Origin of the sequence: Bradyrhizobium diazoefficiens (assembly GCF_016612535.1) — a bacterium.
Taxonomy (GTDB): domain Bacteria; phylum Pseudomonadota; class Alphaproteobacteria; order Rhizobiales; family Xanthobacteraceae; genus Bradyrhizobium; species Bradyrhizobium diazoefficiens_C.
Genome location: NZ_JAENXS010000002.1, coordinates 2,446,174 through 2,472,799, shown reverse-complemented (window position 1 = coordinate 2,472,799; position 26,626 = coordinate 2,446,174). Strand labels below are relative to the sequence as shown.

The 26,626-nt window shown below is 64.7% G+C and carries 24 protein-coding genes; 14 read left to right on the top strand and 10 right to left on the bottom strand.

Translation table 11 applies throughout. The annotated features are described in order from the left end of the window. Positions 1-62: 62 nt before the first annotated feature. Positions 63-638 carry a glycosyl transferase gene (locus tag JJE66_RS28435; RefSeq protein ID WP_200517755.1) on the bottom strand — a complete coding sequence of 192 codons (576 nt, stop codon included), beginning with the start codon at positions 636-638 and terminating at the stop codon, positions 63-65. Positions 639-872: 234 nt separating this feature from the next. On the opposite strand from JJE66_RS28435, the gene JJE66_RS28430 reads away from it, so the two are divergent. Beyond that, positions 873-1,712: an RMD1 family protein gene (locus tag JJE66_RS28430; RefSeq protein WP_200517754.1), complete on the top strand. Its 840-nt coding sequence runs from the start codon at positions 873-875 to the stop codon at positions 1,710-1,712. A gap of 63 nt (positions 1,713-1,775) precedes the next feature. Here the strand turns inward: JJE66_RS28430 and JJE66_RS28425 are convergent, their stop codons facing one another. Next, the gene (locus JJE66_RS28425) at positions 1,776-2,948 is read right to left on the bottom strand and encodes an acetate/propionate family kinase (protein ID WP_200517753.1); all 1,173 of its coding nucleotides are present in this window, start codon (positions 2,946-2,948) and stop codon (positions 1,776-1,778) included. Between the two features lie 8 nt (positions 2,949-2,956). Next, positions 2,957-5,371 carry a phosphoketolase gene (locus JJE66_RS28420; protein ID WP_200518866.1) on the bottom strand — a complete coding sequence of 805 codons (2,415 nt, stop codon included), beginning with the start codon at positions 5,369-5,371 and terminating at the stop codon, positions 2,957-2,959. A gap of 210 nt (positions 5,372-5,581) precedes the next feature. On the opposite strand from JJE66_RS28420, the gene JJE66_RS28415 reads away from it, so the two are divergent. From JJE66_RS28415 to JJE66_RS28405, 3 genes are all read left to right on the top strand, one after another. Next, complete coding sequence (locus tag JJE66_RS28415) at positions 5,582-6,745, top strand: PA0069 family radical SAM protein (protein ID WP_200518864.1); 1,164 nt, start codon at positions 5,582-5,584, stop codon at positions 6,743-6,745. Between the two features lie 110 nt (positions 6,746-6,855). Continuing rightward, positions 6,856-7,701, top strand: a complete 846-nt coding sequence (locus tag JJE66_RS28410; RefSeq protein WP_246756565.1) for a ribonuclease HII — start codon at positions 6,856-6,858, stop codon at positions 7,699-7,701. A 39-nt stretch (positions 7,702-7,740) separates the two neighbouring features. Next, positions 7,741-9,249 carry a glycosyltransferase family 39 protein gene (locus JJE66_RS28405; RefSeq protein WP_200517752.1) on the top strand — a complete coding sequence of 503 codons (1,509 nt, stop codon included), beginning with the start codon at positions 7,741-7,743 and terminating at the stop codon, positions 9,247-9,249. A gap of 52 nt (positions 9,250-9,301) precedes the next feature. Here JJE66_RS28405 and JJE66_RS28400 read toward each other — a convergent pair whose 3' ends face one another. Next, positions 9,302-10,111: a uracil-DNA glycosylase family protein gene (locus JJE66_RS28400; protein ID WP_200517751.1), complete on the bottom strand. Its 810-nt coding sequence runs from the start codon at positions 10,109-10,111 to the stop codon at positions 9,302-9,304. A gap of 136 nt (positions 10,112-10,247) precedes the next feature. Here JJE66_RS28400 and JJE66_RS28395 point away from each other — a divergent pair, with 136 nt between their 5' ends. From JJE66_RS28395 to JJE66_RS28385, 3 genes are all read left to right on the top strand, one after another. Next, a complete protein-coding gene (locus JJE66_RS28395; protein ID WP_200517750.1) occupies positions 10,248-11,909 on the top strand; it encodes an electron transfer flavoprotein-ubiquinone oxidoreductase in 1,662 nt (553 codons plus the stop codon). A gap of 327 nt (positions 11,910-12,236) precedes the next feature. Beyond that, the gene (locus JJE66_RS28390; protein ID WP_200517749.1) at positions 12,237-14,033 is read left to right on the top strand and encodes a tetratricopeptide repeat protein; all 1,797 of its coding nucleotides are present in this window, start codon (positions 12,237-12,239) and stop codon (positions 14,031-14,033) included. Positions 14,034-14,119: 86 nt separating this feature from the next. Continuing rightward, positions 14,120-15,004, top strand: a complete 885-nt coding sequence (locus JJE66_RS28385; protein WP_200517748.1) for a 4-(cytidine 5'-diphospho)-2-C-methyl-D-erythritol kinase — start codon at positions 14,120-14,122, stop codon at positions 15,002-15,004. Between the two features lie 114 nt (positions 15,005-15,118). Here JJE66_RS28385 and JJE66_RS28380 read toward each other — a convergent pair whose 3' ends face one another. The 5 genes from JJE66_RS28380 to JJE66_RS28360 all read right to left on the bottom strand — a co-directional run bounded on the left by JJE66_RS28380 (position 15,119) and on the right by JJE66_RS28360 (position 19,808). After that, entirely contained in the window at positions 15,119-15,994 is an 876-nt protein-coding gene (locus JJE66_RS28380) for an alpha/beta fold hydrolase (protein ID WP_200517747.1), read from the bottom strand. Between the two features lie 7 nt (positions 15,995-16,001). After that, positions 16,002-16,634, bottom strand: a complete 633-nt coding sequence (locus JJE66_RS28375) for a LysE family translocator (RefSeq protein ID WP_200517746.1) — start codon at positions 16,632-16,634, stop codon at positions 16,002-16,004. A gap of 90 nt (positions 16,635-16,724) precedes the next feature. Continuing rightward, positions 16,725-17,987, bottom strand: a complete 1,263-nt coding sequence (gene fabF / locus JJE66_RS28370; RefSeq protein ID WP_200517745.1) for a beta-ketoacyl-ACP synthase II — start codon at positions 17,985-17,987, stop codon at positions 16,725-16,727. Position 17,988: 1 nt separating this feature from the next. Beyond that, positions 17,989-18,504, bottom strand: a complete 516-nt coding sequence (locus JJE66_RS28365) for a helix-turn-helix domain-containing protein (RefSeq protein WP_200517744.1) — start codon at positions 18,502-18,504, stop codon at positions 17,989-17,991. A gap of 296 nt (positions 18,505-18,800) precedes the next feature. Then, the gene (locus JJE66_RS28360; protein WP_200517743.1) at positions 18,801-19,808 is read right to left on the bottom strand and encodes a polyprenyl synthetase family protein; all 1,008 of its coding nucleotides are present in this window, start codon (positions 19,806-19,808) and stop codon (positions 18,801-18,803) included. A gap of 131 nt (positions 19,809-19,939) precedes the next feature. Here JJE66_RS28360 and JJE66_RS28355 point away from each other — a divergent pair, with 131 nt between their 5' ends. From JJE66_RS28355 to glyS, 6 genes are all read left to right on the top strand, one after another. Then, positions 19,940-20,167: a DUF2007 domain-containing protein gene (locus tag JJE66_RS28355; RefSeq protein WP_027529147.1), complete on the top strand. Its 228-nt coding sequence runs from the start codon at positions 19,940-19,942 to the stop codon at positions 20,165-20,167. Beyond that, a complete protein-coding gene (locus JJE66_RS28350) occupies positions 20,160-20,927 on the top strand; it encodes a tRNA1(Val) (adenine(37)-N6)-methyltransferase (protein ID WP_200517742.1) in 768 nt (255 codons plus the stop codon). Before JJE66_RS28355 ends, JJE66_RS28350 begins: the two co-directional genes overlap by 8 nt. Before the next feature lie 216 nt (positions 20,928-21,143). Continuing rightward, the gene (locus tag JJE66_RS28345; RefSeq protein WP_200517741.1) at positions 21,144-22,052 is read left to right on the top strand and encodes a S49 family peptidase; all 909 of its coding nucleotides are present in this window, start codon (positions 21,144-21,146) and stop codon (positions 22,050-22,052) included. 104 nt (positions 22,053-22,156) lie between these two features. Continuing rightward, positions 22,157-22,348, top strand: a complete 192-nt coding sequence (locus JJE66_RS28340) for a hypothetical protein (protein ID WP_200517740.1) — start codon at positions 22,157-22,159, stop codon at positions 22,346-22,348. 209 nt (positions 22,349-22,557) lie between these two features. Next, a complete protein-coding gene (locus tag JJE66_RS28335; protein ID WP_200517739.1) occupies positions 22,558-23,505 on the top strand; it encodes a glycine--tRNA ligase subunit alpha in 948 nt (315 codons plus the stop codon). Next, positions 23,505-25,661 carry a glycine--tRNA ligase subunit beta gene (gene glyS / locus JJE66_RS28330; RefSeq protein WP_200517738.1) on the top strand — a complete coding sequence of 719 codons (2,157 nt, stop codon included), beginning with the start codon at positions 23,505-23,507 and terminating at the stop codon, positions 25,659-25,661. Before JJE66_RS28335 ends, glyS begins: the two co-directional genes overlap by 1 nt. Before the next feature lie 169 nt (positions 25,662-25,830). Here glyS and JJE66_RS28325 read toward each other — a convergent pair whose 3' ends face one another. Further along, complete coding sequence (locus JJE66_RS28325; RefSeq protein WP_200517737.1) at positions 25,831-26,184, bottom strand: DUF1236 domain-containing protein; 354 nt, start codon at positions 26,182-26,184, stop codon at positions 25,831-25,833. Positions 26,185-26,416: 232 nt separating this feature from the next. On the opposite strand from JJE66_RS28325, the gene JJE66_RS28320 reads away from it, so the two are divergent. Continuing rightward, on the top strand, positions 26,417-26,572 hold the full coding sequence (locus tag JJE66_RS28320; RefSeq protein ID WP_200517736.1) for a DUF3096 domain-containing protein: 156 nt from the start codon (positions 26,417-26,419) through the stop codon (positions 26,570-26,572). Positions 26,573-26,626 lie beyond the last annotated feature (54 nt).

Sequence of the window (26,626 nt, the reverse complement as noted above, 5' to 3'; positions counted from 1 at the left end):
GGGACACCTCGATATTTGCCATTGTCAAACAATTATTTGACTTTGGCAAGTATCAGGTGAGATCACCCGACCATGACGATCCGGCTGCGCAGCAGTGTCCGGGAGGAGCGGCCGAGCCGCCGTAACAGGCGCGCCTCGGAACGGCGGGCCTGGGGCGGGTAGCCGCCGATCCGGTCGTAATGATCACGCGCGATCAAAAGTCCCTGATCGCCGAGGGGACCGACGAGCTTGCGGGCCACCGAGCGCAGGAAGTCGCGGAAGCCGGTATCGGCGTAAGGCGAGCGGGCGTAGCGGAACACGGCCGCACGATCCCGGCCGCTGGCCGAGACGGCCTGGACGAACTGGGTGGTCTCGTCGATCCAGCCGGTTTCCAGCACCGCGCCGGCAGGGAGGAACATCAGCCAGGGAGAGCGGGCCTGGAGCGCGCCGGCAGCCAGTGCTGCGCCTTGCGAGGATCCCTCGTAGCCGATGAAACGGCAGCCGGCGACGTCGGCAACGCGCTCGATGACGCCGTTGCGGGTGCCGTCGACCAGCAGAACTTCCTTGATGATGCCCGCAGCGGCGCCGGGTACCAGCGCGGCCAGAGTTGCGACCGCCGTCTGCTCGACGCCTTCGGTCGGAATGATGACGCTCAGCATGGTTGAGGCTTCGATGTCCGCAATTCGGGAGAAGCGTAGCTCGTTATGATGTTGTCATAAACACGCGGCGTTGCCGAGTGCAACTTTCCGGCGGCGTTTCGGCGTGCGATGGTAAACCGCCGCCAGTCCATCGCAGCCGAATATGTCGCGCGCGGGGTGGTCATGTTGCCGAATGTTTCGGCGAATTTGGGTTTCGCGAGCTTCAAACGAGGTTTTTCTCTTCCGATGTGTCCAATGAATGCCGATCAACTTCCCATTGGCGCGACGCCGACGTCGCCGAAGCCGGACGCCGCGCCGACCTTGCGGATCCGCGCCGTGATGCTGGGCGAACGCATCAATCCATCGGGGCTCGAGATCGGCGCGCTGGTGTCCTCGACGCCGGCGGCCTTCCGCGTCCATGGCGGCCTTGCGGTGATCTTCCGCTACGGCGTCGTGGTGCTGATTGGGCTGTTGCCGTCGGAAGAGAAGGTCCTCCTCGACGGTCTCAAGTCGCGCGTGATCGGCGAGCTCAGCCCCTATGAGGAGGAGACTGCGCAGGCGCAGCTCTGCCACGACGAAAACGCCGAGGCGATCCAGCCCGGCGGGCCGATCAACCTCTCGAAATTTTCCGACGAGCGGCTGCTGCTGATCGCGGACGCACTCGCCAAAAGCACGTCGCTGGCGCGCGACGAGCGGCGCGTCGCTGCGGTCTTCGATGTCATCGAGCCTTTTGCGCGGGAACTCGCCGAGAAGGGCCGTACATCGCGGAAGCGCAAGGGCATTCTGCAACTGATCGGCAATGCGCTGCTGGTCCAGCAGCGCGTCGCCGGCCGCGTCGCGGTTGCCGAAAAGCCCGATGCCCTCTGGGAGAAGCCGCAGCTCGACCGGCTCTATGCGCGTCTTGAAGACGAGTACGAGCTGAAGGAACGGCTCGACACGCTTGAGCGCAAGCTCACGGTCGTCGCGGAGACGGCCGATGCGCTGACCGACATCATCGATACCCAGCGTTCGCTGCGCCTCGAAATCGCGGTGGTGGTGCTGATCGTGATCGAGGTCGTGATCGGGTGCATCCAGATCTTTGCCGGCGTTCACTGAGCGCGGATATTTTTCGTAGATGCAAGCCCAGGACGCGGTTCACCTCTCCCATAGGGAGAGGTGTCACAGCACCGCAGCGCAATGCCGCGCGATCGTGAGTTCTTCGTTGGTCGGGATGACGAAGACGTCGACGGCGCTGTCGCCGCCGTTGATGCGCTCATGCGCTGCGTCATTGGCCGCAGCATTGATGCGCACGCCGAGCCAGGCGAGCCGCTCGCCGATCCGGCTGCGGATTTCCCCGGCATTCTCGCCGATGCCGCCGGTGAAGACGAGGCCGTCCAGTCCGCCCAGCGTGCTCGCCATCACCGCGATGTCCTGCGCCGCACGAAAAGTGAAGAGATCGACCGCTTCCCGCGCCGCGGCCTCGCTGCTAGCGAGCAGCGCCCGCATGTCCGAGGAAATACCGGAGACTCCGAGCAGGCCGGACTCGTGATAGAGCAGGTGCTGGACCGCTTCGACCGACATCTTCTCGTGCTGTTGCAGATAGAGCAGCACGCCGGGATCGATGGTGCCGCAGCGGGTGCCCATCACCAGTCCGTCGAGCGGCGTCAGCCCCATCGTGGTGTCGACGCTCTCGCCCTTGCGGAGCGCGCACAGGCTCGCGCCATTGCCGAGATGCGCGATGACGGTGCGCTTCTCCACGAGCTCCGGCGCGATCTCCGCGAGACGGCCAGCAACGTATTCGAACGAGAGCCCATGGAAACCGTAGCGCCGGATGCCGCGTGTTTCATAACGCCGCGGGATGGCGAAACGGCTCGCGGGCGCGGCAATGCCGTGGTGGAACGCGGTGTCGAAGCAGGCGATCTGCGTCAGGTCGGGTCTGATCGTCCTCACGGAGTGGACCGGCGCGAGACAGCGCGGCTGGTGCAGCGGTGCCAGCGGTGTCAGCGCCTCCAGCTTGGCGTAGACCTCGTCAGTCAGTTCGACCGGACCCGAATAGTCCGGGCCGCCGTGAACGATGCGGTGGCCGACGGCGCGCAGGCGGCTTTCGCCAAAATGGTCAGCGATGAAGCCGAGCACATCGGCGAGCAGATGACCGCCGCCGGTATCCGACGCCTCCTTCTGCGTCTCGAACAGGATCTCGCCCGACGGGCTCTTTGCCACAAGGCGAGGCCTGGCCTCGTGCTCGTCGAGCAGGCCCCTGCAGAGCAGGGCAGGCTCGCTCGCCGAGATCTTGAACAGGCCGAACTTGATGCTCGACGAGCCGGCATTGAGGACGAGGACCGTGTCGGACATGGGCGCCTTCAGTCCCCGGCTTCGCCGGGCGTGTGACCACCGGCACTGTTCTGCCAGACCCATTCCTGGATTTCCGGCATGTCCTCGCCATGCTCGCGCACATAACGCGAATGCTCGATCAGCTTGTCGCGGAATTGCTGCTTCACATGCGCGGCCTTGATCGCGAGCCCCGGCACGCGGTCGATCGCCTCGATCGCGAGATGATAGCGGTCGAGCTCGTTGAGCACGACCATGTCGAACGGCGTCGTCGTGGTGCCTTCTTCGATGAAGCCGCGCACGTGCAGTCCGGCGTGATTGCTCCGGTTGTAGGTCAGCCGGTGGATCAGGTGAGGATAACCATGATAGGCGAAGATCACCGGCTTGTCTGATGTAAACAGGCTGTCGAAGTCGCGATCGCTGAGACCATGCGGATGCTGTTCCTTCGGTTGCAGCGTCATGAGATCGACGACATTGACGACGCGGATCTTCAAATCCGGCAGCGCTTCGTGCAGGAGATCGACGGCGGCGAGCGTTTCCAGGGTCGGGACGTCGCCGGCGCAGGCCATCACAACGTCGGGCTCGCGGCCTGCGTCCTCGTTTCCGGCCCAGGTCCATGTGCCGATACCGGCATCGCAATGCGTGGCAGCTTCCTGCATCGACAGCCATTGCGGCGCCGGCTGTTTGCCGGCGACGATGACGTTGATGCGGTTGTAGGTGCGCAGGCAGTGATCGGCGATCCACAGCAGCGTGTTGGTATCCGGCGGGAAGTAGATGCGGACGATATCGGCCTTCTTGTTGGCGACGAGATCGACGAAGCCGGGGTCCTGATGGCTGAAGCCGTTATGGTCCTGGCGCCAGACATGCGAGGTCAGGAGATAGTTCAGCGAGGCGATCGGGCGCCGCCACGGCAAATGCCGCGTCACCTTGAGCCATTTGGCGTGCTGGTTGAACATGGAGTCCACGATGTGGATGAAGGCCTCGTAGCAGGAGAAGAAGCCGTGCCGCCCCGTGAGCAGGTACCCTTCGAGCCAGCCCTGGCAGAGATGCTCGCTCAAGACCTCCATCACGCGACCGTCCTGCGCGAGATGCACGTCGTAGGATTCAATCGGCTCCATCCAGACCCGTTCGGTCGCCTCGAACACGGCATCGAGCCGGTTCGACGCGGTCTCGTCCGGACCCATGATGCGGAAATTGCGCTCGTTCGCGTTGAGACGAACGACGTCGCGCAGGAATTTGCCGAACTCGCGCGTGGCTTCTGCGGTGGCGCCGCCGGGCTGCGGCACATCCACCGCGAAGCTGCGGAAGTCCGGTAGTTTCAGCTCCTTCTTCAACAGCCCGCCATTGGCGTGCGGATTGGCGCCCATGCGGCGATTGCCTTCGGGTGCCAGCGCCTGAAGCTCCGGAATGAGTGTGCCGTTGGCGTCGAACAGTTTTTCCGGCTCGTAGCTGCGCATCCAGTCTTCGAGAATTTTCAAATGCGCCGGGTTTTCGCGGCAGCTCGCAACGGGCACCTGATGCGCCCGCCAAAAGCCTTCGACCTTCTTGCCGTCGACCTCCTTCGGGCCGGTCCAGCCCTTCGGGCTGCGCAGCACGATCATCGGCCAGCGCGGCCGCTCGCTGCTTGTACGTCCGTCGCGGGCGTGCTGCTGGATCGAGTGGATGCTGGCGATCGCGACGTCGAACGCATCCGCCATCGCCCGGTGCATCAGTTGGGGATCGTCGCCCTCGACGAACAACGGCTCGTGGCCGAACCCGCGGAAGAGATCGCGGATCTCGTCATCACGCATCCGGCCGAGCACGGTCGGGTTGGCGATCTTGTAGCCGTTGAGATGCAGGATCGGCAGCACCGCGCCGTCATGCGCCGGATTCAGGAACTTGTTCGAGTGCCAGGAGGCCGCGAGCGGGCCGGTTTCGGCCTCGCCGTCGCCGACCACGCAGGCGACGATCAGGTCGGGATTGTCAAATGCCGCGCCATAGGCATGTACCAGCGCGTAGCCGAGTTCGCCGCCTTCGTGGATCGAGCCCGGCGTTTCCGGCGCGGCGTGGCTCGGAATGCCGCCGGGGAATGAGAACTGCCTGAACAGCTTGTGCAATCCGTCCGTATCGCGCGCGATGTTCGGATAGATCTCGCTGTAGCTGCCCTCCAGATAGGTGTTGGCGACCATGCCCGGGCCGCCATGGCCGGGACCGCAGACATAGAGCACGTCGAGATCCAGCGCGCGGATGACGCGGTTGAGGTGCGCATAGATGAAATTCAGCCCAGGCGTCGTGCCCCAATGGCCGAGCAAACGCGGCTTGATGTGCGCTGGCCGCAGGGGCTCGCGCAGCAGCGGGTTATCGAGGAGATAGATCTGCCCGACGGAGAGGTAGTTCGCCGCGCGCCAATAGCGATCGAGCAGATCGAGATCAGTGCTCGCGACACGCGATTGTTGTTGATTTGTCATATTCATGGAGACCTCCACCCGGCGATCGCTATCAACCGTGTTCCCACGTGATTGATCCCTGACGGGCATCAAACGAGATCGCGATGACGATGGTGTTGCGTGAGGTCAAAGGCGCGCGCTCCGACTTTGGGCAGCTACTGTGCATGGGGTTGTTTTCGCGTTTTTCGTTTGTGTTCTTGATTTGTTCTTATGACATGCTATCTTGGCTTCATGAGTCCAGCATCTTCTTCTGCTCTCAAGCACCCGCCGGTCACGGCGCCCTCCGAGCCGGCGGGTGCGCCTTCTGACTTTCCTGAGCTGGCGGTCGCCATCGACCGCCAGCGCAGGCGAGGGCGGGGCGCGCGATCGAATGCAAGCGGCCGCTTTGAGGCCGAGGCGCGCGTCGCCTTCGACGACGGCTGGCAGAGCCTGGAAGAGCTGCCGCCATTCAAGACCACGGTCGGCATCGACACCTCGCGCAAGGTGATCACCCGCAACGAGTCCCCCGACATCGGTTTCGACCGTTCGATCAATCCCTATCGCGGCTGCGAGCATGGCTGCGTCTATTGCTTCGCGCGGCCGACGCATGCCTATCTCGGCCTGTCGCCGGGGCTCGATTTCGAGTCGAAGCTGTTTGCCAAGCCCGAGGCGCCGGCGCTGCTCGAAAAAGAGCTCGCCGCAGCCGGCTACGAGCCGCGGATGATTGCGATCGGCACCAACACCGATCCCTACCAGCCGATCGAGCGCGAGCGCAAAATCATGCGCGGCATTCTCGAAGTGCTGGAGCGCGCCGGCCACCCCGTCGGCATCGTCACCAAGTCCGCGCTGGTCGTGCGCGACATCGACATTCTCGCGCGCATGGCCAAGCGCAACCTCGCCAAGGTCGCGATCTCCGTGACCTCGCTCGATCCGAAGCTCGCGCGCACCATGGAGCCGCGGGCCGCGACGCCGCCGAAGCGGCTGGAGGCGCTGAAGCAGCTCTCGGAGGCCGGCATTCCGACCACCGTGATGGTCGCGCCCGTGATCCCCGCGCTGAACGATTCCGAGATCGAGCGCATTCTCGATGCCGCCGCCCATGCCGGCGTCAAGGAAGCCTCCTACGTGCTGCTGCGGCTGCCGCTGGAGGTGCGCGATCTCTTCCGCGAATGGCTGATGGCGAACTATCCGGATCGCTACCGCCACGTCTTCACGCTGATCCGCGACATGCGCGGCGGCCGCGATTACGACGCGAAATGGGGCGAGCGGATGAAGGGCACGGGCCCGATGGCTTGGACCATCGGCCGCCGCTTCGAGATCGCCTGCGACAGGCTCGGGCTCAACAAGCGCCGCTCGAAGCTGACGACGGATCATTTTGCCCGGCCGAAGAAGAACGGAGATCAGCTCAGCCTGTTCTAGGATGCCCGCTCTCTTGGTCCGCACCAGCCTAAGATTGACAGCACTGAATAACGGGAATTGTCCCGGGTTCCCGGTTGCGCAACCGAGTCCGCTTGCGCACGATCCCGGCCATGATTCGGGACAAGTCCGCCAAGACGCCAGTCAAAGAGGCACCAACGAAGGACGTTGCCAACAAGGCCACGCCGGCGAAGGCGAGCTTCCGCCGCGAGCGCGCGCTGATCAAGCGCGGCGTCTGGCCGGTCGCAGGCTGCGACGAGGCCGGCCGCGGCCCGCTGGCCGGCCCCGTGGTGGCGGCCGCGGTGATTCTCGATCCCGCCCGCATCCCGCGCGGCATCGACGATTCCAAGCGGCTGACGCCGGAAGAGCGTGAAAGACTGTTCGACAAGATCTGCGCCACCGCCCAGGTCTCGGTCGTCGTTGCCTCACGCGCCCGGATCGACCGCGACAACATTCTGCGTGCCTCGCTATGGGCACTGAAGCGCGCGGTGGTGGCGCTGCCCGAATCGCCCAAGCACGTCTTCGTCGACGGCCGCGACCGCCTCGATACGGCCTGCGACTGCGAGGCCGTGATCGGCGGCGACGGCATCGTGCTGTCGATTGCGGCCGCCTCGATCGTTGCCAAGGTGACGCGCGACCGGCTGATGTGCGCGCTGGCGCAGGACTGCCCGGGCTACGGCTTCGAGCAGCACAAGGGCTATGGCGTTCCCGAGCATCTCGATGCGCTCAACCGCCTCGGCCCCACCGTCCACCACCGCAGCTTCTTTGCTCCCGTCGCCGCTGCCCGCGCCAAGCACATGCCTTGGACCGTTCAGCCGGTGCAGGACCTGTTCTCTGTGACCGAGGTCGAGGTGCAGATGGACGCGACCGTGGACATCGATACGTCAGCGAGCCTCCAGAGCAGACTGTCGTTGCCACAACGCGCAGCGCCCTTTATCAAAACAGATGTGAGCGAATAGGGCCGGCTGGACGGGTTGGCTGCATCTTGCGGGCGTTGCATGCGGTTTACCTCCCTGGTCATCGAGCTCATTCGCGCCCGGCCGCGGCTGATCGTCTGGATTGCCGTGCTCTCGCAGGCCGCGATGTGGCTGCTGGTGGCGCTGCTGTTCTACCGCAGTCCGCCCGGCAACCTCGCGACGCTCCTGGCCTTCGGCCGCGAATACCAGGTCGGCACTGATCTCGGCCCGCCGCTGTCGATTTGGCTTGCCGATATCGCCTATCGCGCCGCGGGCGGCCACATGTTCGGCGTCTACGTCCTGGCCGAGCTCTGCGAGATCGCGACCTTCATCACGCTTTATCATTTGTCCCGCGCCGTGGTCGGCACCCAGCAGGCGGTGCTCGCCGTGCTTCTGACCATGACGGTGCTGGCCTTCTCCTCCTCCGCGCTCGATTTCGGTCCCCTGGTGCTGGCGCGGCCGCTGTGGATGCTATTGCTGCTGCATTCCTGGCAGATCATCGGCCAACGCCGCGGCAATGCCTGGTTCGCCTGGTCGATCGAGGCCGGCCTGCTGTTACTGACCACGCCGGCGGCGATCTTCCTGCTCGCGTTGCTCGTCATTTTCGCGCTCTCGACCGCCGGCGGGCGGCGGACCTTACGCGCGCTCGACCCGTTGTTCGCGCTCGTCGTCGTTGCCGTGCTGGCGCTGCCCTATGCCGTCTGGCAGATGCGCGCCGAGACACTGGTGCTGCCGGCGTTGCCGCAAGTTGCTGAACTCGGCGCCCGCGCGCTGCACGCCGCCTGGCTGCTCGGCGGGCTCGTGCTCGGCGCCGTGGCGGTTCCGGTGCTGACATTCCTCAACACCGGCCTGTTCGCCGGCAAGAGCGAGGAAGCGCCGATCATCTACCGGCCGACGGTCGAGCCGCTGGGACGCAACTTCGTCTATTTCTTCGCGTTGGCGCCGGCGCTCGGTGCGGTTCTGATCTCCGGCTTGTTCGGGCTAGACGCCGTCGTCGGCGGCGCCGGAATTGTGCTGGTCATGTCGGGCCTTGCCGTGGTCGTGGTCGCCGGCGATCTCATTGCGATGCGCCGCGCACGGATGCTGCGCACGGTGTGGGTCGCCGCCATCGTGGCGCCGGCCGCCGGCGTCGTGCTGGCCGTGCTGTTTCTGCCGTGGAGTGGCACCGGCGAGATCGCGACCTCGATGCCGGCGCGGGCGATCTCCGATTTCTTCGACGACAGCTTTGCCCGCCGCACCAACCATCGTCTGCGCGCTGTCGCGGGTGAAACCCAGCTTGCAAGCCTGATTGCGCTGCATTCCGGCCGCCCACATCTCTTCATCGATGCCGCGCCCGCGCGTACGCCGTGGGTGACGCCGGCCAAATTCACCGAGACCGGCGGCGTCGTGGTCTGGCGCGCCTCCGACACCGCCGGGACTCCGCCGCCCGAAATCCTCGCGCGCTTCCCCGGCATCGTGCCGGAAGTGCCGCGCGCCTTCGAATGGCTGGTGACCGGGCGTCAGCAATTATTGCGCATCGGCTGGGCGATCGTGCGGCCGAAGGGGACGTAGGGCTGCTCGCGTGCTCTATCCGTCGCAATGACGAGCAGGGTGCGTTCCGCCCTTACCCGCCCGCCAGCACCTTCGCGATTGCCCGCAGATCCTGCCAGGCCAGGCGCTTGTAGGATGGCGAGCGCAGGAGATAGGCCGGGTGGAAGGTCGGCAGCGCGCGGATGGTGCGCCCGCCCGTGTCGTAGTCGAACCAACGCCCGCGCGTCCGCATGATGCCCTCGCGGGTCGAGAGCAGTGTTTGCGTCGAGGGATTACCGAGCGTCACCAGCACGTCGGGGTTCACGAGCTCGATATGGCGCTGGATGAAGGGCAGGCAGATCTGCGTCTCCTGCGGTGTCGGGGTGCGGTTACCGGGCGGTCGCCAGGGAATCACGTTGGTGATGTAGGCCGTGGTGCGGTTCAGGCCGATGGCGCCTATCATCAAATCGAGCAGCTTGCCGCTGCGCCCGACGAAGGGCAGCCCCTCGATGTCCTCGTCGCGGCCCGGCGCCTCGCCGACGAACATGATGCGCGCTTGCGGATTGCCGTCGGCGAACACCAGCCGCGTCGCGGTGTGTTTGAGCGCGCAGCCCTCGAAGCTCTGCATCAGCTCGCGCAAGGCCTCCAACGTCGGCGCAGTGCGCGCGGCCTCGCGCGCCGAGACGATGGCGACGTCAGGCGCGGGGGTGGCCTCGCCGCGCATCACCGCAGGTGCTGCGACAGGCCGCGGTGTTTCCACCGGCGGCGCCGCGCGCGGGGCGGGCTGCGGGGCGTCCAATTCCGCCAGGCGGTCGACTGGTTCCTCGGCGAGCGCACAATCGATACCGGCCTCCAGATAGAAGGCGAGCAGCTCTCGGACGGTGGGGGCGGGTTCGGGGATCATTTGGAAAGTCAGGCTTTTATATCAGTTTCGGGCGCCTTGCATCCCAGCGGAACGCATTTCCGTGGTTGTCCTACCCGGAAAAATCGGAAACAAGGGGGCGCAAATGACAAGGAACCGTCTCAAGGGCTGAGATCAGATGAGCACCGAAGAACTTCCCCCGCGCGAATCCATGGAATTCGACGTCGTCGTCGTTGGCGCCGGTCCCTCGGGCCTGGCGGCGGCGATCCGGCTGAAGCAGATCAATGCCGATCTCAACGTCGTTGTGGTGGAGAAGGGCTCCGAGGTTGGTGCGCACATTCTCTCTGGCGCCGTGATCGACCCGGCTGGGCTCGACAAGCTGATCCCGGATTGGCGTGAGGATTCGGACTGCCCGCTGAAGACGCAGGTCAAGGACGATCGCTTCTACTGGATGACGTCCGGGGGTGCGATCAAACTGCCGAATTTCATCACGCCGCCGCTGATGCACAACCATCATTGCTACATCGGTTCGCTCGGCAATGTCTGCCGCTGGCTGGGTCGCAAGGCAGAGGCGCTCGGCGTCGAGATCTATCCGGGCTTTGCTGCAGCCGAAGTGCTCTATGACGAGCGGGGCGCGGTGAAAGGCATCGCCACCGGCGACATGGGCATCGGCCGGGACGGCAAGCCGAAGGACTCCTTTACCCGCGGCATGGAATTGCTCGGCAAGTACACGCTGTTCGCCGAAGGCGCACGCGGCAGCCTGACCAAGCAGCTGATCGCGAAGTTTGCCCTCGATGCCAACAGCGAGCCGGCGAAGTTCGGCATCGGCCTGAAGGAAGTCTGGCAGATCGATCCCGCCAAGCACCAGAGGGGCATGATCCAGCATTCCTTCGGCTGGCCACTCGATCTGAAGACCGGCGGCGGCTCGTTCCTCTATCACTATGACGACAACCTGGTCGCCGTGGGCTTCGTCGTGCACCTCAACTATGACGACCCGTACCTGTCACCGTTCGATGAATTCCAGCGCTTCAAGACCCATGCCTCGATCCGCGGCACCTTCGAAGGCGCCAAGCGGCTCGCCTATGGCGCGCGTGCCATCACCGAGGGCGGCTATCAGTCGGTGCCGAAGCTGACCTTCCCTGGCGGTGCGCTGGTCGGCTGCGCGGCCGGCTTCGTCAACGTGCCCCGCATCAAGGGCGTGCACAATGCGATGGGTACCGGCATGTTAGCTGCCGAGCATGTCGCAGCCGCGCTTGCTGCCGGTCGCGCCAATGACGAGATCATCGACTACGAGGACGCCTGGCGTTCCTCGTCGGTCGGCAAGGATCTGTTCCTGGTCCGCAACGTCAAGCCGCTGTGGTCGAAGTTCGGCACCGTGCTCGGCGTCGCGCTCGGCGGCTTTGACATGTGGTGCAACACCCTGTTTGGCACCTCGCTGTTCGGCACGCAGGCGCATGCCAAGCCCGATCGCGCCACGCTCGATCCGGCCAAGCAGCACGCGCCGAGGAACTATCCCAAACCGGACGGCAAGATCACCTTTGACAAGCTGTCCTCGGTGTTCCTGTCCAACACCAACCATGAGGAAGATCAGCCGGTTCATCTCAGGGTCGCTGACATGAACCTGCAGAAGACCTCCGAGCACGATGTCTTCGCCGGTCCCTCGAACCGCTACTGCCCGGCCGGCGTCTATGAGTGGGTCGACGAGGGCGCGAGCCCGCGCTACCAGATCAACGCCCAGAACTGCGTCCACTGCAAAACCTGCGACGTGAAGGATCCCAACGGCAACATCACCTGGGTTCCCCCGGAAGGCGGCGGCGGACCGAACTACGAGGCGATGTAAGGGTGCGCCAGGCGACCAAATGGGTCCGAAGGTGATGTAGCGCACGTTCGCGTGAGAACGGGAGCACGACGGGTGCCCCCGGGAGCACCACGGGTGGCTGCGGCCACGATAAGGCCATAGTAGCGGCGTCTTGGGGCGCTCTTGACCGGTCACTTGGCCGATTTGGGGCGTGCGGAGGGGATCGCTCGGCCCGAATCCTTGCGGTGAAGCGCCAAAAGCGGCATTGTCCGGACCGACGGTTCCGGGTCCCGATGTCGCCGGCCGCGTTCGCGTGCGAGACGGCCTTTTGGTCCAAACCCAGGCACTACCAACTCAAGGCGAGCCCTGATGTTTTCAAATCGTTTCAACCGCTGGACTGCTGCTGCCATCGCCCTTGCCGGCTCTGCGATCGTGGCGGTCCCCGGCGCGGTGCTGGCGCAGACGCCGGATCATCCGGCCGACACGGCGGCGCAATTTCCGAGCCGAAACGATCTGAAGTCGCTCACCACCGCCGGCAGCTATCTCGCCGCCCGTCACGCCAGCGTCGAGCGCGACGCGACCTCCGCCGCCGCCTTCTACCGCTCCGCGCTGCGGACCGATCCCAAGAACAACGAGCTACTCGACCGCGCCTTCATCTCCTCGGTCGACGATGGCGACATCGAGGAAGCGGTCAAGCTTGCCGAGCGCATCCTCACCATCGACAAGACCAATCGTGTCGCGCGCCTCGTGGTCGGCGTGCATGATTTGAAGCTGAAGAAATATCCGAGCGCGCAGAGCAACATCAGCCAGTCGGTTCGCGGGCCGATCACCGATCTCGTCGCGACGCTGCTGTCCGGCTGGGCCGCCTATGGTGCCGGCGATGCCAAGGGTGCGGTTGCCACCATCGACAAGCTGGCCGGCCCGGAATGGTATCCGCTGTTCAAGGACCTGCACGCCGGCATGATCCTCGAGAACGCCGGCAAGGAAAAGGACGCGGGCGTCCGCTTCGAGCGCGCCTACAAGCTCGACGATTCCATGCTGCGCGTCACCGAGGCCTATGCGCGCTGGCTGTCGCGCAACAAGGACGCCGCCTCGGCGACCGCGATCTATGAAGCCTTCGACAAGAAGCTCGCCCGTCATCCGCTGATCGTGGAAGGCCTGCGTGAAACCAAGGCCGGCAAGAAGCTGCCGCCGCTGGTCGATTCTGCGCAGGCCGGCGCGGCCGAGGCGCTCTACGGCATCGGCGCCACGCTGACCCGCCGCGGCGGCGAGGATCTGGCGCTGGTCTATCTCCAGCTCGCGCTCTATCTTCAGCCCAGTCATCCGCTGGCCTTGCTCTCGCTCGCCGACCTCTACGAATCGGTGAAGCGGCCGCAGATGGCGATCAAGATCTACGAGCGCGTGCCGTCGAGCTCGCCCTTGAAACGCAACGCGCAGATCCAGCTCGCCATTGACCTTGATTCCGCCGACCGCACCGACGAGGCGATCAAGATCCTCAAGGGCGTGACATCGGAGGATTCCAAGGATCTCGAAGCCATCATGGCGCTCGGCAATCTCGAGCGCGGCCGCAAGAAGTTCGGCGACTGCGGCGCGACCTATTCGCGGGGCATCGACGTATTGCCGGCCGGCAACGACAAGGCCAACAGCGTCTGGTACTACTACCGCGGCATCTGCGAGGAGCGCTCCAAGGAATGGGGCAGGGCTGAAGCCGACATGAAGAAGGCGCTCGAGCTCCAGCCCGACCAGCCGCATGTCCTGAACTATCTCGGCTATTCCTGGATCGACCAGGGCGTGAATCTCGACGAAGGCATGAAGATGATCAAGCGCGCCGTCGAGCAGCGTCCCGACGACGGCTACATCGTCGATTCCCTCGGGTGGGCCTATTACCGCATCGGCAACTACGAAGAGGCGGTGAAGAACCTCGAGCGCGCGATCGACCTCAAGCCCGAGGATCCCACCATCAACGACCATCTGGGCGACGCCTATTGGCGCGTTGGACGCACGCTGGAGGCCAAATTCCAGTGGGCGCACGCCCGCGATCTCAAGCCCGAGCCGGAAGAGCTGCCGAAGATCGAGGCCAAGATCGCCAACGGCATGACCGACGACAATTCCAACTCCTCGGCGGCACAGGTCGAGAAGAAGAAGGACGACGACAAGGGCGGTTGAACCGGCGCATGATCCGGAAAAGTGTCTAGCGGTTTTCCGACAAGATCATGCGCGAGAACGAAAGTGCGTGTGGGGGTCGATCGCCAATGTCGGCGTTAGTTGAAGAGGGGCGCGCGAAGGTCAATCTGAGCCTTCGCGTGATCGGCCGTCGCGCCGACGGCTATCATGATCTGGAAAGCGTGGTCGCATTCGCCGATTGTGCCGACCGGCTCGCGCTGGAGCCGGGTGACGAGCTGAAGCTGACCACCACGGGGCCGCTCGCGGCCGCCTGCGGCGACACATCAGACAATCTCGTGTTCAAGGCGGCCGAGCTCTTGGCCGAAGCCGTGCCGAATTTGAAGCTCGGCGCTTTCGCGCTCGACAAGATCTTGCCGGTCGCAGCCGGTATCGGCGGCGGCTCGGCCGATGCGGCGGCGGGGTTACGGCTGCTTGCCCGTCTCAACAATCTGTCGCTCGATGATCCGCGCCTGCAGAAGGTCGCGCTTGCGACCGGCGCCGACGTGCCGGTGTGCCTGCACTCGCGCGCCTGCGACATGACCGGGGTCGGCGAGCAGTTGCTGCCGCTGGCGTTGCCGAGCATGCCCTGCGTGATGGTCAATCCGCGCGTGCCGGTCGCGACCAAGGACGTGTTCCAGGCGCTCGGCTTGCGCAACGGCGAGCTGCTGGTCGGCGCGACTGACGTCCTTGAAGCCGCGGCTTGGCCGGAGGAGGGTGGATCGATCGCCGACTGGGTCGAGGTTCTCGAAACCGTGCCCAACGATCTCGAAGCCCCCGCGATGCGCATCGAGCCTGTGATCGGTGACGTGCTGGAAGCCTTGCGCGATTCCGCCGGCGTCAAGCTGGCACGGATGTCCGGCTCGGGCGCGACCTGCTTTGCGATCTATGGTGCGTCCGCGCAGGCGCACGGCGCCGCGGAGAAGATCCGCAGGGATCACCCCGGCTGGTGGGTGCATGCGGGGGCGTTGAGCTAGATATTTCCTCGACGATGTTGCCGTAGCCCGGATGGAGTGTAGCGCAATCCGGGATGGTTCGGCGCCAGCGGTCTCCCGGATTACGCTACACTCCATCCAGGCTACGGTTCTCAACTAGCCCGCACCGTCCTCAGCAAGCCCCAGAAACTTCCGGATCTTGCCCAACACCTCCTCCGGCTTGTCGTGCTGCAGCCAGTGTCCGGCACCGGCAATGGTCTCGATCTGCGCCTGCTGGAAATAGCGCTCCAGGCCGGCTGCCCTGGCGCCGGCGAGAAAACTTTCGCCGGCGTTGAGCAGCAGCGTCGGGCATGCGATACGCGACCACAGCGCGACGTGATCGTCCGGCCAGAGCCGGTGCGGCGCGGAGGCGCGCTGGTAGGGATCGAACTTCCAGCTATAGGTGCCATCCTCATTCCGGCGCGCACCGTGCGCTGCGAGGTGCAGCGCGAGCTCGCGGGAGAGCCGCTTGTTGTGAAGCACCATCTGGGCGGCCGCGTCCTCGAGGGTCGAATAGCGGCGCGGTGTGCGGTCATGCAGTCTGTCGAGCTGTCCGACCCATTTGCTGATGCGTTCATGCGCCGGCGCTTTCGGCGCATCCGGCAACATCGTCACACCGTCGAGGACGACGAGCTTGGTGACCTGCTCGGGGAATGCCCCCGAGAAGATCAGGCTCACCATACCGCCCATCGAATGACCGATGAGAGTCACTTGAGGTGCTGCGATAATTCGGATGAGCTGGGCGAGATCGTAGACATACTCCGTCAGTGCGTAACTGCCGCCCTTGGTCCAGTCGGAATCGCCGTGGCCGCGCAAGTCGGGCGCGATCACATGGAAGTGCGGCTGCAACGCGCGGGCAATGGCGTCCCAGCTCCGGCAATGATCGCGGCCGCCGTGAACCAAAATGATGGGCGGCGCGCCTGCATTGCCCCAATCGGCATAATGCAGCCGCAGGCCGTGGGACTCGTAATGGCGACTTTGCGGGGCGAGCATCGCTGCGCTACCCGTTCACCGGCCGCCGCGCCAGTGCGAGCGAGAGGCCGAGGCCGGCGATGAAGACGCCGGAGGTTTGGGTGAGACGCTGCATCAGATGCGGCCGTCCGATCAGCTGCGTGCGCGTCGCGGACGCCATCAGCACCACCACGACATCGGCGAGCGTGTTCAGCGTCACCGACATGGCGCCGAGCAGGATGAATTGCAGCGTGGGGCTCGCGCCCGCGGGATCGAGGAATTGCGGAATGAAGGCGAGGAAGAACGCCGCGGTCTTCGGGTTCAGCGCCTCGACCAGCACGCCGTCACAGAAGGCGCGCTTGTCGCCGACGGGCTCGCTCTCGAGTGACAGCGTTCGGCCGGCGCTGCGAAAGGTCTTGACGCCGAGCCAGACCAGATAAAGCGCGCCGATGAACTTCATGACGGCAAACAGCTCGGCGCTCGCCAGAATGATCGCGGAGATGCCGAGACTGCCCGCGACCACGTGGACCAGGCCGCCCAGTGCCGTGCCCGCGGTCGAGGCAAAGCCGCTCGCGCGGCCCTCCGACAGGGTCCGCGCCGCGACGTAGAAGATGCCGGGACCGGGAATGGCGGCAATGGCGAGAGCGGCGGCGAGGAACAGCCAGAAATTCCTATCAATCATCCTGCTTTCGTAACGCAGTGCGACGCGATTGCAAGACTTCTCGTTTGGAGGCTTCTCGTTTGGAGACTTTCTCGTTTAGAGGCCTGTCGTTCAGCCCATCCGGCGGAAGATCGCGCTGGCGTTCACCCCGCCGAAGCCGAAGCCGTTGGAGATCGCGTTGAGCATCGGCATCGGCCGCGCGCTGCCTGCGACGATGTCGATGCCTTCCGCGCCCGGATCGGGGTTTTCGAAATTGAGCGTCGGCGGCGCGATCTGGTCGCGCAGGGCGAGCAGGGTGAAGATCGCCTCCAGGCCACCGGCAGCGCCGAGCAGATGGCCGGTGGCCGATTTGGTCGCGCTCACTGCGACAGCCTTGTTGCGGCCGAACAGCGCACCGATGGCGCCGAGCTCGCTCTCGTCGCCGGCCGGCGTCGATGTCGCATGCGCGTTGAGGTGCTGCAGATCCGCAGGCGCAAGGTCCGCCTGCCGCAGCGCGATCTCCATGGCGCGGCGAGCGCCATCGCCGTCGGGCGGGCCGGACGTCATGTGATAGGCGTCCGCAGTGGTGCCATATCCCACAATCTCCGCGATCGGCGCGACGCCGCGCGCCAGCGCATGCTCCAGCTCCTCGATGACGAGAATGCCGGCGCCTTCGCCCATGACAAAACCGTCGCGGTCGCGATCGAATGGGCGCGAGGCGCGCGCGGGCTCGTCGTTGAATCCGCTCGACAACGCGCGTGCGGCTGCGAAGCCGCCGAGGCTGACGATGTCGATGCAGGCCTCCGCGCCGCCGCAGATCGCGACATCGGCCTCGCCCGCACGGATCATGCGCGCAGCATCGCCGATCGCCTGCACGCCGGCAGCGCACGCCGTGACCGGGGTGCCGAGCGCGCCCTTGTAACCGTATTTGATCGAGACGTGGCCGGCAGCGAGGTTGGCGAGGAACGAGGGGATCGTAAACGGTGAGAGCCGGCGCGGGCCGCGCTGCTCGGTGATGCGCACCGCTTCCGCCATCGCCGGGAAGCCGCCCACCCCGGAGCCGATGATGGTTGCGGTCCGCTGCAGCAATGCCGCATCCTGCGGTGCCCATCTGGCCTGCGCGACCGCCTCTGCGGTGGCGAGCAGCGCAAACAGGATGAAGCGGTCCATCTTGCGCTGATCTTTTGGTGCGGCTGCCTCGGAGGGATCGAAGCCGCCGTCCGCGTCGTCGGCCTTGTCGGGTACGAGACCGGCAATGCGCGCCGGCAGCGCCTGCGCCCATTCCGGCAGCCGGCGCAGCCCGCTTTGACCGGCGAGCAGCCGGCGCCAGGACAATTCGACACCACAGCCGAGCGGCGACACCGCGCCCATTCCCGTCACGACGATACGACGCATGTCAGTCTCCAGCCGGCGCGACGGCCGGGCTCATGGCTTTCAGCGAATTGAGCCGCCGGCGCATCAGGCGGCTGGCGCCGGGGCCCGCGATCACCACCGAATTGGCGAGCGTGATCGGGTGCATATCGGCGGCATCGACCACGACCGGATCGAGCGGCCGACAATCGTCCCGCTTCGCCAGCAGGACGGCTTCGCCTTTCGGCGCGAGATGCTTGTTGCCCCAGGCGAGCAGCGTGGCGATCACGGGGAAGAAATCCCGCGCCTTGTCCGTCAGCATATATTCGTAACGCGGCGGCCGCTCATGATAGCGGCGGCGGACGAACATGCCGGTCTTGGTGAGATGGGCGAGGCGCCGCGACAGGATGTTCGGCGCAATCCCGAGATTGCGCTCGAACTCGTCGAACCGCGTCGAGCCCTGAAACGCATCCCGCAGAATCAAAATGCTCCACCATTCGCCGACCGTCTCCACGGCACGGCCGACCGGGCATTCCAGGATGGAGGGCGATTTGGGCTGCATGGCGGGAAAGTAGGCGCGTGACTTGCAAAATGCAAGTCATTGGGTGGCAGGTGCGGATGTCTTGAGCCGCGGACAGCGAAGCTGCAGCCGCAATTGAGCGGTCGCTATGAGTTGAAAGCGAGTTGGTAGCCGATGGCCGTGCGCCATACTCCGTCATTGCGAGCGCAGCGAAGCAATCCAGGCTGTCTCCGCGGAGGGATTCTGGATTGCTTCGCTGCGCTCGCAATGACGATGTTGATGCTGCGGTGAGCTATCTCACCATTGTCGTGGGCGAGCACGGCGCTGATGCGGCGAGCTTAATGCGACCGTGCCAAACAGAACGCCACCACCTGCTCCAGCGCGCTCTTCATCGGTGACGCCGGGAACAGCGCCAGCGCATCGACCGCCATGGCACCGTAGTGCTGGGCGCGGCTCAGCGTGTCCTCGAGCGCGCGGTGCTTGTTCATCAGGCCGATGGCGTGGTCGAGATCGCTGTCGCCGATCTCGCCGCGCTCCAGCGCCTTGATCCAGAAGGCGCGCTCGGTGTCGTTGCCGCGGCGGAAGGCCAGCACCACCGGCAGCGTGATCTTGCCCTCGCGGAAATCGTCGCCGGTGTTCTTGCCGAGTTTGGCGCTCTTGCCGCCATAGTCGAGCACGTCGTCGACGAGCTGGAAGGCGATGCCGAGATTCATGCCGACCGAGCGGCAGGCGGTCTGCTCGGCTTTCGGGCGGTTGGCGATCACAGGACCGACCTCGCAGGCGGCGGCGAACAGCTCGGCGGTCTTGCCGCGGATCACGGCGAGATATTCGTCCTCGGTGGTCGCGGTGTTCTTGGCGGCGGCGAGCTGCATCACCTCGCCCTCGGCGATGGTGGCGGCGGCAGCAGAAAGGATGTCGAGCGCGCGCAGCGAGCCGACCTCGACCATCATGCGGAAGGCTTGTCCCAGCAGGAAGTCGCCGACCAGCACGCTCGCCTCGTTGCCCCAGAGCATGCGCGCCGACAGCTTGCCGCGGCGCATCTCGCTCTCGTCGACGACGTCGTCGTGGAGGAGCGTGGCGGTATGCATGAACTCGACGGAGGCAGCCAACTTGATGTGGCCGTCGCCGGTGTAGCCGGCCAAATTGGCCATGGCGAGCGTCAGCATCGGCCGCAGCCGCTTGCCGCCAGAGGAAATCAGATGGTTGGCGACCTCCGGGATCATGGTCACGTCGGAGCCGGTCCGCGATAAGATCGTGGCGTTGACGCGCTCCATGTCACCGGCGACAAGGGCAACCAGCTCTTCGATCGACGCGCCGGGAGTTTCGAAAGGTACGATGACGGCCACGCCGGTCTCCAATATTTGCCCCGGAAGGGCTATTCTGATGGGAAAGACAATAGAAACTGGACGGGGATGCGGCAAGGCCTGTGGAACCATTGACATTTGTCGCTTTGACCCTTTCAGGCGGGAGGCTTGTTTTGCGTGAACTGGTTCGGACCAACGACATCGTGCTGGTGTCGGCGATCGGCGCACTGCTTGACGGCGCCAACATCCATCATCTGGTGCTGGACCAGAACATGAGCATCATCGAGGGCTCGCTCGGCGTCCTGCCCCGACGGATCCTGGTCCATGAGGACGACGCCATCGAGGCCCGGCAACTCCTGACCGAGGCCGGGCTCAGCCACGAACTGCGCGGCGATGATTGAGGTTGTCACAGATATCACCGAGGATGCCTTTCTCGGCGGGCAGCTGCTCCTCAAGCAGAAGCGATCCGGCCACCGCGCCGGCCACGACGCCATTCTGCTCGCGGCGGCGACGGAGGCCCGGGCCGGCGATCGTGTGGCCGATCTCGGCGCCGGCGTCGGCACGGCCGGGCTGGCGCTGGCCCGGCGCGTGGCGGGACTCGATCTTTGCCTCGTCGAGATCGATCCGGACCTGGCCGAACTCGCGCGCGTCAATGCGGCCGCGAATGCGATCGCAGCGGAAACGATCGTGCTCGACGTCACAGCCGATGCGCAGGCTTTCGCGGCACATGGGCTCATGCCCGACAGCGTCGATCATGTGTTGATGAACCCACCCTTCAACGATTCCACGCGGCACCGCGGCTCGCCGGACCAGGCGCGCCACACCGCGCATGTCGCGACGGAGGAGACCCTGCATGCCTGGGTGCATGCAGCGCGGCGTATCCTCCGATCGAATGGTGTGCTGACACTGATCTGGCGCGCGGATGGGATCGCGGAGGTTCTGGCAGCGCTGTCACGCGGCTTCGGCAGCCTGTCGATCCTGCCGGTTCATGGCGAAGAGAGCCGGCCGGCGATCCGCGTGCTGGTGCGTGCGGTCAAAGGCGGGCGGGCGCCGACGCGATTACTGCCGGGCCTCATGCTCAACAACGAGTCACGCGTGCCTAAAAAAGAGGTGAGGAATATTCTGGAAGGGAGGGCGGTCTTGCCGTTGGCGGAGCCGTGACGGCTTACTGCGGAAGCGATTCCGACTGCTGTTCTTGCGGGGACGTCAAGCGAATAGCCGTGAACAGCGCGGCAATCAGCAGCATCAGCAGATAGATCTTCATGGCATTTCCTCCGCTGCTTCATTGCAGCTTCCCAGCGAGGAATCTGCAAAACACGTTCCAGGCACTTCCAATGACAGTCGCGTGATAAAAAATGGTTAATCAGAGGTAACGGCATGGCCGAACAATTGAACGATCGGGTGGGTTCCGGCCTGGCCGACAAGCTCATGCAATATCTGCCGGCGCGCATCCGTCCCGGCACGGCTGTGGTGCCGGTGGTGCGGCTGTCCGGCGTGATCGGTGCGGTGACGCCGCTGCGCCCGGGCATGTCGCTCGCGGGCGTCGCGCGGGTGCTGGAGCGGGCGTTTTCGGTCCGCAACGCCAAGGCGGTGGCGCTGGTGATCAACTCGCCCGGCGGCTCGCCGGTGCAGTCGCGCCAGATCTACCTGCGCATCAAGCAGCTCGCGGCGGAGAAGAAGCTCCCCGTGCTGGTGTTCGTCGAGGACGTCGCCGCCTCCGGCGGCTACATGATCGCCTGCGCCGGCGACGAGATCTTCTGCGATCCGTCCTCGATCCTCGGCTCGATCGGTGTGGTCGGCGGCAGCTTCGGCTTCCAGGAGGCGATCAAGCGTCTCGGCATCGAGCGGCGCCTCTACACGGCCGGCGCGCACAAGGCGATGCTCGATCCGTTCCTGCCCGAAAACCCCGACGACGTCGCCAAGCTGAAGGCGCTCCAGCGCGAGATCCATCAGATCTTCATCGCGCTGGTGAAGGAGAGCCGCGGCGCCCGGCTGAAGGGCGCCGACGACGTCTTGTTCACCGGCGAGTACTGGGCCGGCGAGAGTTCGATCGCGCTCGGGCTCGCCGACGGCATTGGCGATCTCCGCTCAACTCTTCGTGCCCGCTATGGCGAGAAGGTTCTCACCCCCGTGATTGCGCAACCGAGCGGACTGCTGTCCGGCCTGCTGGGGCGGAAATCGCCCGGCGCGGGCCAGCTTTCGGCCATGGAATCAATGGCCGGCCTGCCGGACGAGCTGATCTCGGCGGTCGAGACCCGAGCGATTTGGGCGAAATTCGGGTTCTAGGCCGAGCCCTCCCGCGCCATTTGGTCCGGACTGAGCCAATTGCGGCGCTGCCCGGAGTGCGCGAATATGCGCGTGGGGGCTGAGCATTAGACGAGGATCGACCGATGCCGCCGTTCGTCGCATTCGCGGGCGTCCTGGGTGGGCTTGCCGTAGTCCGCTGGGCGTACAAGACTGCACTCCGGATCAACCAAGAGCTGGAGGAGATGCGCCTCTCGCGCGTCGCCGAGGCCGCCCATGCCGGGCATATTCAGACGCTGAAGCGTGACCCGATTACGGGGGCGTATCGGCCGGGTTAGTTAGCCGAGCTGCCGTAGGTGGGCAAAGGCGCTCTTGCGCCGTGCCCACCATCCTCTCGGCGTTGCTGGTGACGATGGTGGGCACGCTTCGCTTTGCCCACCCTACGGCAGTCGTAAGCCCGAATCCGGGCCCTTCGCCTTGATTCCCACCCCCGCCGTCGATACGGTCCCGCGCGATTCAAAACCCCCCGCGAGAGCCTGATCTGACGATGGACGCCTCATTGCCCGCCCATATGCGCCCCGAACGCTCGTTCCAGGGCTTCATCCTCGCGCTCCAGCGGTTCTGGGCTGAACAGGGCTGCGTAATCCTGCAGCCCTACGACATGGAGATGGGCGCGGGGACCTTCCATCCGGCGACCACGCTGCGCGCGCTTGGGCCGAAGCCCTGGAACGCGGCCTATGTGCAGCCCTCGCGCCGCCCCAAGGACGGCCGCTACGGCGAGAATCCGAACCGGATGCAGCACTACTACCAGTTCCAGGTTATCATGAAGCCGTCGCCGCCGAACCTTCAGGAATTGTACCTGAAGTCGCTCGCCGCGATCGGCATCGATTCCGCCGTGCACGACATCCGCTTCGTCGAGGACGATTGGGAGAGCCCGACGCTGGGCGCCTGGGGCCTCGGCTGGGAGTGCTGGTGCGACGGCATGGAAGTCAGCCAGTTCACCTATTTCCAGCAGGTCGCGGGCTTCGAATGCGCGCCGGTCGCGGGCGAGCTCACCTATGGGCTCGAGCGCCTCGCGATGTATGTGCAGGGCGTCGATCGCGTCTATGACCTCAACTTCAACGGCCGCGAGGGCGATGCCAAGGTCACCTATGGCGACGTCTTCCTGCAGGCCGAGCGCGAATATTCGAAGCATAATTTCGAAGTCGCCGACACCGCGATGCTGTTCGAGCAGTTCAAGATGGCGGAAGCCGCTTGCAAGAAATATCTCGACGCAGGTTGGCAAAATAACTCAGAGTCTGGCAAGCGCGAGGCGCATCTGATGGCGCTGCCGGCCTATGACCAGTGCATCAAGGCGAGTCACGTTTTCAACCTGCTCGACGCCCGCGGCGTGATCTCCGTGACCGAGCGGCAGAGCTACATCCTGCGTGTACGCGAATTGGCAAAAGCCTGCGGCGAGGCCTGGATCCATACTGAAGCGGGCGGAGCGGCCTGATGCCCGAATTGTTGCTTGAACTGTTCTCGGAAGAAATCCCCGCGCGCATGCAGGCCAAGGCGGCCGACGATCTGCGTCGCCTGGTCACCGAGAAGCTCGTCGCCGAAGGCCTCGTCTATGAGGGCGCGAAAGCCTTCGCGACGCCGCGCCGTCTTGCGCTGACCGTGCACGGAATTCCTGGGCGCCAGCCGGATTTGAAAACCGAACGCCGCGGGCCGAAAGTCGGTGGCCCTGACGCAGCGGTGCAGGGCTTCCTGAAAGCGACGGGCCTGAAGTCGCTGGATGAGGCCAAGATCCAGCGCGACCCGAAGGGCGACTTCTACATCGCGCTGATCGAGAAGGCCGGGCGCGACGCGATCGACGTGCTCGCCGAAATCCTCCCCGTGATCATCCGCACCTTCCCCTGGCCGAAATCGATGCGCTGGGGCGCGCGCTCCGGAAAACCGGGGTCGCTGAGCTGGGTGCGACCGCTGCACGCGATCACTGCGACGTTCGGTCTTGAGACCGAAGAGCCTGACGTCGTGAAGTTCTCGGTAGACGGCATCGAGACGGGGCAGACCACCCACGGCCACCGTTTCATGGCGCCGGCCGCGATTTCCATACGCCGGTTCGAGGACTACGAAGCGAAGCTGAAGGCTGCAAAAGTCATCCTCGATCCGCAGGCGCGCAAGAACATCATCTTCGCCGACGCCAAGGAATTGACGTTTGCGCAAGGCTTCGAGCTGGTCGAGGATCAGGCGCTGCTCGACGAGGTTTCGGGCCTCGTCGAATGGCCCGTGGTCATGATGGGTTCGTTCGAAGAAGAATATCTCGCGATCCCGGACGAGGTGATCCGCGCCACCATCCGCAACAACCAGAAGTGTTTTGTGGTCAAGGATCCCAAGACCGGGAAGCTGACCAACAAGTTCGTCCTCACCGCGAATATCGAGGCGTCCGACGGCGGCAAGGTTATCGTATCAGGCAACGAACGCGTGATCCGTCCGCGCTTGTCGGACGCGAAATTCTTCTACGAAACGGATTTGAAGACGAAGCTCGAGGACCGCCTGCCGAAGTTCGAGCAGATCGTGTTCCACGAGAAGCTTGGAACGCAAGCCGCGCGGATCAAACGCATCGAGCGTTTGGCCGCCGAGATCGCGCCGCTAGTCGGCGCCGATGTCGCGAAGGCGACCCGCGCTGCGCATCTGGCCAAAGCGGATTTGCTGACCGAAGTCGTCGGTGAATTCCCTGAGGTGCAGGGCCTGATGGGCAAGTACTACGCGCTGGCGCAGGGCGAGGATGCGTCCGTCGCGGCGGCCTGCGAAGAGCATTACAAGCCGCAAGGGCCTGCTGATCGCGTGCCGACCGATCCTGTCAGCATCGCGGTGGCGCTCGCTGACAAGATTGACACCTTTGCTGGATTCTGGGGCAGTAATGAGAAGCCTTCGGGGAGCAGGGACCCGCTTGGCTTGCGAAGGGCGGCGCTGGGCGTCATTCGGATTATTTTGGAGAACGAACTTCGCATTCGGCTAGAGCCGCTCTTCTATTCCGCGCTTCAGAAGCATTCGGTCGTGACGATTACGCCAGCTGCTGAGAAGCCGCTGACGAATCCAGATGTATCCAAGATTCACAAGCAGATGCGGGAGACAGTCGCGAAGGAACTAGTAGAGTTTTTCGCTGAACGTCTCAAACTTCAGCTCCGCGAGCAGGGCGCGCGTCATGATCTCGTCGACGCGGTGTTCGCGCTCGGCGGCCAGGACGATCTTCTGATGATCGTCCGTCGCGTTGAGGCGCTCGGGAAATTCCTCGAGAGTGATGACGGCAAGAACTTGCTCGCCGGCATCAAGCGTGCGAGCAACATCCTTGGCATCGAGGAGAAGAAGGATAAGCGCAGCTTTGACGGCGCCCCCGATCCTGCGCTGTACAGCCTCGCTGAGGAAAAGGTGCTGGCGAAGGCGATTGGCGAGGTGAAGACGGAAGCCAGCGCCGCCATCGCCAAGGAAGACTTTGCCGCCGCCATGAGCGCGATGGCGAAGTTGCGTCCACCGGTCGATGCGTTCTTCGAAAAAGTTCGCGTCAACGACGACGATGTGAAGGTGCGCGAGAACCGTCTGAAGCTGCTCAACGAAATCCGCAGGGCCACGCGTGCGGTCGCGGACTTCTCGAAGATCCAGGATTGATCGCACAAAAAAGCCCCGTCCGGCGGGGGGACGACCGGACGGGGCCTGATGTCCGACTACGCGATGCGCGCCAGCCTGATGTGACGCGCCGGACATCGAGTTGTGCAGAGCGTTTTCAAGCGAAGTAGATCCGGTTCGCGCGAAGAAAACGCGTCCAAACGAGAATCTATTAGTCCATCACCTCGACGATGCGCCGCGAGCGTGGCTCAACCAGCACGGTCTCGCCGTTGACGACGGTGTAGCGATAGGTCGTTGCGCCGAAACGTTGCGGCACGTCATAATAGGTGACGCCGGTTTCGGGTAGGATGGCGCCAACCGCTACGCGATCCGGAATAGTGAAGGCCGGGACACGTTGTTCGACGACATAGTCGCGGAAGGCCGGCCGCTGCTCGACTGCGATGGTCGGGCCGCTATCGACCACGGCGGGCGCGCGTCCAACCGTGATCCCGGTTTGCGCCTGCGCCGCGACGGGCGAGCCGATCGCGGCCGCGAGCGCTGCAAGAGCAAGAATCCTGTTCCGCATGCAAAACTCCTTCGACAGGTTTTTTCGGAAGCGCCAGTGGCGCAACCGGTTGCCAATGCATGCGTCCTGCCAATGTTCCGGGAAATGGGCCGCCACATTCGCGGCAATTTCGGGCAGTTTTCGCGAAGCCCGGAACTGGCGTTGCCCGTTGCGCGTCTCTACCCGCCGAACCCGGTCCGCTATGATCCGCCCGCGATTCGCCTCACGCTACCCGAGCCTGGAAAGATAGTTCATGCACCTCACCATCGCCCACATCTCGCCGATCCTGTCGCTGATTGCGGGTGTGCTCATCCTGATCATGCCGCGCCTTCTCAACCTGATCGTTGCGATCTTTCTCATCGTCAATGGTGCGATCGGGCTCGGTTTGTTGAGATGGCTCCATCTCTAGGCCTTCATTTTCCGGAACTGTTCGACTTGCGCGGACCTGCCCAAAGTGGTGTAA

Excerpts from the sequence above, each read along its gene's own strand:
- JJE66_RS28420 (WP_200518866.1), bottom strand. The coding sequence starts at position 5,371 with ATGACAAATCAACAACAATCGCGTGTCGCGAGCACTGATCTCGATCTG.
- JJE66_RS28345 (WP_200517741.1), top strand. The coding sequence starts at position 21,144 with ATGGCCGAACAATTGAACGATCGGGTGGGTTCCGGCCTGGCCGACAAG.
- JJE66_RS28350 (WP_200517742.1), top strand. The coding sequence starts at position 20,160 with ATGATTGAGGTTGTCACAGATATCACCGAGGATGCCTTTCTCGGCGGG.
- glyS (WP_200517738.1), top strand. The coding sequence starts at position 23,505 with ATGCCCGAATTGTTGCTTGAACTGTTCTCGGAAGAAATCCCCGCGCGC.
- JJE66_RS28380 (WP_200517747.1), bottom strand. The coding sequence starts at position 15,994 with ATGCTCGCCCCGCAAAGTCGCCATTACGAGTCCCACGGCCTGCGGCTG.
- JJE66_RS28385 (WP_200517748.1), top strand. The coding sequence starts at position 14,120 with ATGTCGGCGTTAGTTGAAGAGGGGCGCGCGAAGGTCAATCTGAGCCTT.
- JJE66_RS28390 (WP_200517749.1), top strand. The coding sequence starts at position 12,237 with ATGTTTTCAAATCGTTTCAACCGCTGGACTGCTGCTGCCATCGCCCTT.
- JJE66_RS28435 (WP_200517755.1), bottom strand. The coding sequence starts at position 638 with ATGCTGAGCGTCATCATTCCGACCGAAGGCGTCGAGCAGACGGCGGTC.
- JJE66_RS28400 (WP_200517751.1), bottom strand. The coding sequence starts at position 10,111 with ATGATCCCCGAACCCGCCCCCACCGTCCGAGAGCTGCTCGCCTTCTAT.
- JJE66_RS28375 (WP_200517746.1), bottom strand. The coding sequence starts at position 16,634 with ATGATTGATAGGAATTTCTGGCTGTTCCTCGCCGCCGCTCTCGCCATT.
- JJE66_RS28320 (WP_200517736.1), top strand. The coding sequence starts at position 26,417 with ATGCACCTCACCATCGCCCACATCTCGCCGATCCTGTCGCTGATTGCG.
- JJE66_RS28340 (WP_200517740.1), top strand. The coding sequence starts at position 22,157 with ATGCCGCCGTTCGTCGCATTCGCGGGCGTCCTGGGTGGGCTTGCCGTA.
- JJE66_RS28325 (WP_200517737.1), bottom strand. The coding sequence starts at position 26,184 with ATGCGGAACAGGATTCTTGCTCTTGCAGCGCTCGCGGCCGCGATCGGC.
- JJE66_RS28415 (WP_200518864.1), top strand. The coding sequence starts at position 5,582 with ATGAGTCCAGCATCTTCTTCTGCTCTCAAGCACCCGCCGGTCACGGCG.
- fabF (WP_200517745.1), bottom strand. The coding sequence starts at position 17,987 with ATGCGTCGTATCGTCGTGACGGGAATGGGCGCGGTGTCGCCGCTCGGC.
- JJE66_RS28365 (WP_200517744.1), bottom strand. The coding sequence starts at position 18,504 with ATGCAGCCCAAATCGCCCTCCATCCTGGAATGCCCGGTCGGCCGTGCC.
- JJE66_RS28405 (WP_200517752.1), top strand. The coding sequence starts at position 7,741 with ATGCGGTTTACCTCCCTGGTCATCGAGCTCATTCGCGCCCGGCCGCGG.
- JJE66_RS28335 (WP_200517739.1), top strand. The coding sequence starts at position 22,558 with ATGGACGCCTCATTGCCCGCCCATATGCGCCCCGAACGCTCGTTCCAG.
- JJE66_RS28425 (WP_200517753.1), bottom strand. The coding sequence starts at position 2,948 with ATGTCCGACACGGTCCTCGTCCTCAATGCCGGCTCGTCGAGCATCAAG.
- JJE66_RS28430 (WP_200517754.1), top strand. The coding sequence starts at position 873 with ATGAATGCCGATCAACTTCCCATTGGCGCGACGCCGACGTCGCCGAAG.
- JJE66_RS28410 (WP_246756565.1), top strand. The coding sequence starts at position 6,856 with ATGATTCGGGACAAGTCCGCCAAGACGCCAGTCAAAGAGGCACCAACG.
- JJE66_RS28395 (WP_200517750.1), top strand. The coding sequence starts at position 10,248 with ATGAGCACCGAAGAACTTCCCCCGCGCGAATCCATGGAATTCGACGTC.